We start from the raw sequence: 7,184 nt of genomic DNA, 5'->3' as shown, positions 1-7,184 counted from the left end.
ACCGGGGTCGCGGCCGGGGTGGCGCCGAGGAGGGCCGTGCCGGGGTAGGCCATGGCGATGGCGGGGAGGGTGGTCGGAGTGCCGGCGTGGAGGACGGTGAGGGTGGCGTTGCCGCGGCGGGCGGGGTCGGCGACGCGGCGGAGGGCCTGGGCGACGACCGGTTCGGCGGAGCCGTGCAGGGTGAGCGAGGGCAGGGCGGTCGGTGCGACGGCGGCGCGGATGCGCTCGGCGACCAGTTCGTAGTGCGTGCAGCCGAGGACGAGGGCAGCCGTGCCGGCCGGGGTCCGGGCGGCGGCATCCGCGACGGCCGCGTCGATCGCCGCCTGGTCTCCGTGGTCCACGGCGTCGGCGAGCCCGGGGCAGGCCACCTCGGTGACGGCGGCGGTTCCGGCGAAGTCGCGGATCAGTCCGCGCTGGTACGCGCTGCCGGTGGTGGCCGGGGTGGCCCAGATGGCGACCGGGCCGCCGAGCGCGGCGGCCGGCTTGATCGCCGGGACGGTGGCGATGACCGGGAGCGCGGGCTCCAGTTCGGCGCGGAGGGCGGCGAGCGCGTGGACGGAGGCGGTGTTGCAGGCGATGATCAGCGCGTCCGGTTCGTACGCGGCGGCGGCGCGGGCGCAGCCGAGGGCGAGTTCGGTGATCTCCTCGGGCGTCCGGGGGCCCCAGGGCATCGAGGCGGGGTTGGAGGAGAGCACCAGATCGACGTCCGGGCGCATGGTCCGGAGTACGCCGGCGGCGGCCAGCAGGCCGATTCCCGAGTCCATCAGTGCGATCTTCACGCTTCAAGACTTTAGTCGATGGCCCGCCGCGGGCCCCTGGTGCGGCAGACTGCCCGGGTGACCGTCCTGCTGTGGATCGCCGTTCTCTCCCTGCTGGTCTGGCTCTGGCTGGCGGGCTGCCACGGGTTGTTCTGGCGTACCGATGTGCGTCTGCCGCCGCGCCGTCCGCCCGCGCGGTGGCCGCAGGTGGCGGTGGTGGTGCCGGCCCGGGACGAGGCGGAGGTGCTGCCGCTGTCCCTGCCGAGCCTGCTGGCGCAGAAGTACCCGGGGCGGGCGCGGGTGGTGCTGGTGGACGACCACAGCACGGACGGCACCGGTGCACTGGCGCGTTCGCTCGCCGGCCCGGGGGGCCTGGAGCTGACGGTGGCCTCTCCTCCCCCGCTGCCGCCGGGGTGGACGGGCAAGCTGTGGGCGGTGCGGCACGGGGTGGAGCTGGCGGGGGCGGACGCCGAGTACCTGCTGCTGACGGACGCGGACATCGCGCACGGCCCGGACTCGCTGGCCGGGTTGGTGGCGGCGGCGGAGGTGAACCGGCTGGACCTCGTGTCGCAGATGGCCCGGCTGCGGGTCGAGACGGGGTGGGAGCGGCTGATCGTGCCGGCCTTCGTGTACTTCTTCGCCCAGCTCTACCCGTTCCGGTGGAGCAACCGGCCCGGTTCCCGGACGGCGGCGGCGGCCGGCGGCTGCTCGCTGGTGCGGCGGGAGGCGCTGGAGCGGGCGGGCGGGGTGGCGGCGATCCGGGGCGCGGTCATCGACGACGTGTCCCTCGCCCGGGCGGTGAAGGCCGCCGGGGGCCGGACCTGGCTGGGTCTGGCCGAGCAGGTGGACAGCGTGCGCCCGTACCCGCGGCTGGCGCAGCTGTGGCGGATGGTGTCGCGCAGCGCGTACGCCCAGTTGCGGCATTCGCCGGTGCTGCTGCTGGGGACGGTGCTGGGGCTGGTGCTGGTGTACCTGGTGCCGCCGGCGGCGGTGCTGGCCGGGGTGGCGGCGGGTGCCTGGCCGGTGGCGGTGGCGGGCGGGGCGGCCTGGGCGCTGATGACGGGGACCTTCGTCCCGATGCTGCGCTACTACCGGCGGCCGGCGCCGGCCGCGCTGCTGCTGCCGTTCACGGCGGCGCTGTACCTGCTGATGACGGTCGACTCGGCGGTGCAGCACTGGCGCGGCCGGGGTGCCGCCTGGAAGGGCCGTACATACAAATAGTCGTACGGACGGCGCGTACCGGCCGTGCGTACGGGCCGTGCGTACCGGTAAAGACCGGGACGGGCCGGGGTCGGGTGGGCCACACTGTCCGGATGGACCGTCAGACGATCTCCCGGCTCGCCCACGCCCATCACCCGATCGCCGCGCCGCTCTCCGACGAGGCCGTGGCGGCGCTGCTGGAGCGGGCGCTCGGCCCGGAGGAGGAGGGGCGGGTGCTCGACCTCGGCTGCGGGCAGGGCGGCTGGCTGCTGCGGGCGCTGGCGGCGAGGCCGCGCCGGCGGGCGGTCGGGGTGGACCTGGACGCGGGCGCGCTGACCCGGGCCCGGGAGTCGGCGGAGGCGGCGGGGGTGCAGCGGCGGTTGGGGCTGCACCATCTCGATGCCCGGGAGTTCACCGATCGCGAGCCCTTCGGGCTGGTCCTGAACGTCGGCGCGACGCACGCCTTCGGTGGGCTGCTGCCGACGCTGGCCGCCGCCCGGGGGCATCTGGCGCCGGGCGGCCGGGTGCTGGTCGGCGAGGGGTTCTGGGAGCGCGAGCCCTCGTCGGCGGCGCTGGGCGGACTGGGTGCCGCCCGCGAGGAGTACGCGGACCTGGCCACCACCGTCGACCGGGTGGTGGCGGCCGGGTGGACGCCGGTGTTCGGCCATGTCAGCAGCCCGGCGGAGTGGGACGACTACGAGTTCTCCTGGACGGGCTCGCTGGCCGCCTGGGCGCTGGACCACCCGGGGCACCCGGACGCGGCGGACGCCCGGGCGGCGGCCGACCTGCACCGCGCCGAGTGGCTGCACGGCTACCGGGGGACGCTGGGCTTCGTCTCCCTGGTGCTGCGCCGGGACTGACGGCTGACTCAGCAGTCCTGCCACCTCAGCCGGTCCTGCCACCTCAGCCGGTCCTGCCGCCTCCGGTACTCCTGCCGCCTCTCCCGCTGCTCCTGCCCCGCCTGCTACTTCTGCGTGCGGGCGAGGAAGTCGTCGATCAGCGGGGCGATCTCGGGCAGCTTCTCCTCCAGCGCGAAGTGCCCGGTGTCGAAGACGTGGAGTTCGGCGTCGGGCAGGTCGCGCAGGTAGGCGCGGGCGCCGGGCTCGGTGAAGAACGGGTCGTTGCGGCCCCAGAGCACCAGGGCCGGCGGCCGGTGGGTGCGCAGCCAGTCCTGCCAGACGGGGTAGAGCTCGACGTTGCTGTGGTAGTCGAGGGCGAGTTCGACCTGGATGTCCTTGCGGCCGGGCAGGTCGAGGTGGTGCTGGTCGAGGGTCCAGCCGTCGGGGGCGACGAGTGAGGGGTCGCCGGTGCCGCCCTCGTACTGGGCCCGGGTGATCTCCTCGACGAGGATGGCGCGGGCGCGTTCGGCGGCGCCCTCGACACCGGGGCGGTTGGCGATGAACTCGCGGGCCTGCGCGGAGAGTCCCTCCTCGTAGGCGTTGCCGTTCTGGACGATCAGGCCGGTGATCCACTCGGGGTGGCGGGTGGCGAGCCGCAGGCCGACGGGGGCGCCGAAGTCGAAGACGTAGAGGGCGAAGCGGTCGAGGCCGAGGGCCCGGCAGAAGCCCTCGACGACGTCGGCCAGGGTGTCGAAGCGGTAGCGGAAGTCCTCGGGTGCGGGGCTGTCGCTGTGGCCGAAGCCCGGGTAGTCGGGGGCGATCAGGCGGTAGCGGGTGCCGAGCGCGTCGAAGAGCCGCCGGAACTGGTGGGAGGCGGACGGGAATCCGTGCAGCAGCAGGAGTACCGGGGCGTCGGCCGGTCCGGTCTCGCGGTAGAAGACGCGCAGGCCGTCGACGTCGACGTGGCGGTGGTGGATGTGCGGGATCGTCAGCTCACTCATGCTAACCATTAAACACCCATGTACCGGTTAGGGGAAGAGTTGGCGTCACCGCCCCAGCAGCCGCAGGGCGGTCGGTTTGGTGAACTCGTACCTGGTCATCTGCTCCAGGTCCCTCAGCCAGCCGACCGTCCGGCCCGGCCGGGCGAGCACCCGGGCGTAGAGCTCCTCGAAGGCGCCGGTGACGCTCTCCAGCGAGAACCGGCCGACCACCCACTCCCGCCCCCAGGCGCCCAGTTCGGCCCGGCGCACCGGATCGTCGAGCAGACCCCGCAGCTGGGCGGCCAGCGCCTCGGGCGCGCGCGAGCCGTCCCCGAAGCCGTACATGCAGCGCGAGGCGTGCGGTTCGACCAGCGGACCCGGCTCGTGCACGGCGGTGTACCCGGCGGCGCCGTGCACCACCACCGGCTTGCCGAAGGCGAGTCCGCGCAGGGCGGAGCCACCCATGCCGAGGACGATGTCCGCACCCTGGTAGGCGGGGCGCGGATCGGCGAGCTGCCCTGGGACCAGCACCGCCGGGCGGCCGAGGGCCCCGTTGACCGCGGCCGCGCGGACCCGCAGCGGCTCCAGGCTGGGGCCGCTGCCGACGATCACCAGCCGGACCCGGGGGTCGTCCAGGTGCCGGACGGCGTCCACGGTGAGCTCCGCGCCGGCGTCCTTCTCCAGCGCGGGGACCAGCCGGGTGACGATGGTCAGCAGCAGTTCCTCGTCCCCGATGCCGTGCCGGCGGCGGAACGCGGCGCCGTCGACCAGGCCGGGGGCGTCCGTGGCGGTGTTCACCGGCGGTTCGATCAGGCTGACGTCCCGGTGGCCGAAGGCCCGGCCGTCGCCCAGCAGCGCGCCCAGGCCCAGCACCAGGGGCTGGTGCCGGGGCAGGCCGCGCAGCATCCGGATCCCGTAGAAGGTGGTCACCACCGGGATCCGGCCGTAACGGCCGGGCCCGAAGTAGGAGTTGCGGGCCGCCCTGACCTCCCAGGCGTGCAGCAGCTGGCTGCCGTGCTCGGCGGCCAGCCGGCGCAGCCGGCGCCGGATCTCGGAGTGCGGGGTGTCGGGGCCGCCCGCCACCACCACGTCCAGGCCGTGGCCGGCCGCGACCTCGACCAACGGGGCCGGGCCGTCCACCCCTTGGGCGAACAGCACCGGGTCGTGGCCCCGGTCGCGCAGGGTGCGGGCGATGTCGACGGCGTTCAACTGGGCGCCGCCCAGGGCGAGGTTGTTGAGATGGACGAGCACCCGGACCGTTCTCACGCCTCACTCCTCCCAGTGGTGCGGGACGAACACCGGCGCGGCCAGCACGACGGCGCGCGGCGGGGAGTCCAGCATCGGCCCGAACACGTCGAACTGGCCGACCGAGTGCCAGCTCATCAGCGTGCCGCCGTCGGTCCGGCCGATGCTGTAGACGCCGGCCCAGAGCGTGTACCGGCCGCGCGGCAGCGGCAGCCGGGGGACCACGCAGGCGACCCGGCGGTCGCCGCCGGTGAGCCGGATCTCGTGGCTGATCTGGAAGATCGGGCTGGAGGTCCCCTCGCTGACCCCCAGGTGCAGGGTCGCGTCGCCCCGGTACTCGCCGCCCAGGGTCAGTTCGACCGTCATCGGCTCGTCGGTGGTCAGACTCTCCCGGTCCTCGCCGCGCACCTCGTGCTTGAGCAGTTGGAGCGGCTCGCCGGTGCGCCCACCCGCCTCGGACTGCGCCTCGATCGAGTCGCGGTAGCCGGCCATCGCGTCCTTGATCCCGGCGTCCACCCGGATCGATCCCTGCTCCAGCCAGATGCCGCGCCGGCAGATGGACTCCACCGCGGGCAGGTCGTGCGAGACGAAGACGATGGTGGTGCCCTGCTCGGCGACCTCGCGCATCCGGTCCAGGCAGCGCTGCTGGAACACCGCGTCGCCGACCGCCAGCACCTCGTCCACCAGCAGCACGTGCGGCTCCAGATAGGCGGCGACGGCGAAGCCGAGGCGCATCTGCATGCCCGAGGAGTAGAACTTCACCTGGCGGTCGATGGCGCCGCCGAGCCGGGCGAACTCCACGATGTCGTCGAAACGGGTGGCCACCTCGCGCCGGCGCAGGCCGAGCAGCGCGCCGAACAGGTAGACGTTCTCCCGGCCGGTCAGGTCCGGGTGGATGCCGGCCCGGATCTCGATCAGCGCGCCGATCCGGCCGCGCACGTCGATCACCCCGCCGTACGGGTACATCACCCGGGTCAGCATCTTGAGCAGGGTGGACTTGCCGGAGCCGTTGGAGCCGATCAGGCCGACCGACTCGCCCGGCTCGATGTGCATCGAGATGTCGCGCAGCGCCCAGCGCCAGTCCTCGCCCTTCTCCCCGCGCAGCCGTCGGGCCAGCGAGTCGACCTTGTCGCGCAGCAGCATCCGCTGCTGGTCGGCCTTGAAGCGCTTCCACACCTGGTCGGTGCGGATGGTCCCGAGCGGGAGGGTCCGGCTAGGCGACATCGGCGATCCCCGTCTCCAGCTTCTTGAACAGCAGGTAGCCGCCGACCAGGAACACCACCGAGGAGACCGCGGCGATCGTGGTGAGCGCGGCGTCCGGCGCCCGCCCGTACAGCAGGGCGTTGCGGTAGCCCTCGATCACGGCGCCGAGCGGGTTGACACCGACGTACAGCTCCTGGAGGCGCTCCGGGATCTGGGCCAGCGGGTAGGCGACGGGGGTGGCGAACACTCCCATCTGGGTGATGATCGGCAGCAGGTGGCGGACGTCGCGCAGGTACACCACGGCCACCGAGAGCACCAGGGCGATGCCGTAGGTGAAGGCGAACTGGATGCCGAGCAGCGGCACCACCCACAGGAAGGTCACGGCGGGGGCGGTCCAGAAGACCAGGAAGAGCAGGCCGAGCACCGCGGTGCCGATCAGCATGTCGACGGTGGCGACCAGCATCGTGGCGAGCGGGAACACCTCGCGCGGGCAGTACACCTTGTTCAGCAGGCTGAGGTTGTTGGCGAGGCTCAGCGCACCCTGGTTCATGGTGTTGCTGAAGAACTGCCAGACGATCAGGCCGACATAGGCGAACAGCGGGTACGCGGCGCCCCCGGTCTCGACGTGCACGGCGCGGCGGAAGACCAGGGTGAAGATGGCGCACAGCGCGAGCGGGGTGAGCACCGCCCAGGCGAAGCCGAGCACCGCCTGCTTGTACCGGGCCCGCAGGTCGCGCTCGGCGAGCGCGCGGACGAGTTCGCGGGCGGCCCACAGTTCGCGCGCCACCTGGGCCGGGCGGAGCCCCCGTTTGAAGATCAGCTCGGGCGGCGGCCCGTCGGCGGCCGACGGGCGTCGCCCCGGGGCCTGCGTTGTCTGGCTGTCGCGCTCGTCGACGAGCTGCGCGCGTTGTCCCCCCACGGACACCTGCCCTCTCCGGTACCGGCGGTATCGAGAAGTG

The 7,184-nt window shown here is 73.7% G+C and carries 7 protein-coding genes; 2 read left to right on the top strand and 5 right to left on the bottom strand.

The features are described from left to right. Positions 1-779 (bottom strand): glutamate racemase (locus tag SM793_RS28285; RefSeq protein ID WP_320441124.1); only part of this gene is annotated, 779 nt, incomplete at its 3' end. A gap of 57 nt (positions 780-836) precedes the next feature. On the opposite strand from SM793_RS28285, the gene SM793_RS28280 reads away from it, so the two are divergent. Together SM793_RS28280 and SM793_RS28275 are read left to right on the top strand one after the other, a co-directional pair. Next, entirely contained in the window at positions 837-1,979 is a 1,143-nt protein-coding gene (locus SM793_RS28280) for a glycosyltransferase (protein ID WP_320441123.1), read from the top strand. Between the two features lie 92 nt (positions 1,980-2,071). Beyond that, positions 2,072-2,818: a class I SAM-dependent methyltransferase gene (locus SM793_RS28275; protein ID WP_320441122.1), complete on the top strand. Its 747-nt coding sequence runs from the start codon at positions 2,072-2,074 to the stop codon at positions 2,816-2,818. 104 nt (positions 2,819-2,922) lie between these two features. On the opposite strand, the gene SM793_RS28270 is transcribed toward SM793_RS28275, so the two are convergent. The 4 genes from SM793_RS28270 to SM793_RS28255 are packed head-to-tail and all read right to left on the bottom strand — an operon-like array spanning position 2,923 to position 7,150. Next, a complete protein-coding gene (locus tag SM793_RS28270) occupies positions 2,923-3,798 on the bottom strand; it encodes an alpha/beta hydrolase (RefSeq protein ID WP_320441121.1) in 876 nt (291 codons plus the stop codon). Positions 3,799-3,843: 45 nt separating this feature from the next. After that, positions 3,844-5,043 (bottom strand): glycosyltransferase family 4 protein, encoded by a 1,200-nt coding sequence (locus SM793_RS28265; protein ID WP_320441120.1) that lies wholly within the window; start codon positions 5,041-5,043, stop codon positions 3,844-3,846. A 3-nt stretch (positions 5,044-5,046) separates the two neighbouring features. Further along, positions 5,047-6,246, bottom strand: coding sequence for an ABC transporter ATP-binding protein (locus tag SM793_RS28260; RefSeq protein WP_320441119.1), 1,200 nt, complete (start codon positions 6,244-6,246; stop codon positions 5,047-5,049). After that, positions 6,236-7,150, bottom strand: a complete 915-nt coding sequence (locus tag SM793_RS28255; protein ID WP_320441118.1) for an ABC transporter permease — start codon at positions 7,148-7,150, stop codon at positions 6,236-6,238. The genes SM793_RS28260 and SM793_RS28255 overlap by 11 nt, the downstream gene beginning before the upstream one ends. Between the last annotated feature and the right edge of the window lie 34 nt (positions 7,151-7,184).

Origin of the sequence: Kitasatospora purpeofusca, from assembly GCF_034043715.1 — a bacterium.
In the GTDB taxonomy this organism is placed as follows: Bacteria; Actinomycetota; Actinomycetes; order Streptomycetales; family Streptomycetaceae; genus Kitasatospora; species Kitasatospora purpeofusca_A.
Note: the sequence above shows the minus strand (reverse complement) of the source record. Positions and strands in the feature narration are given on the sequence as shown.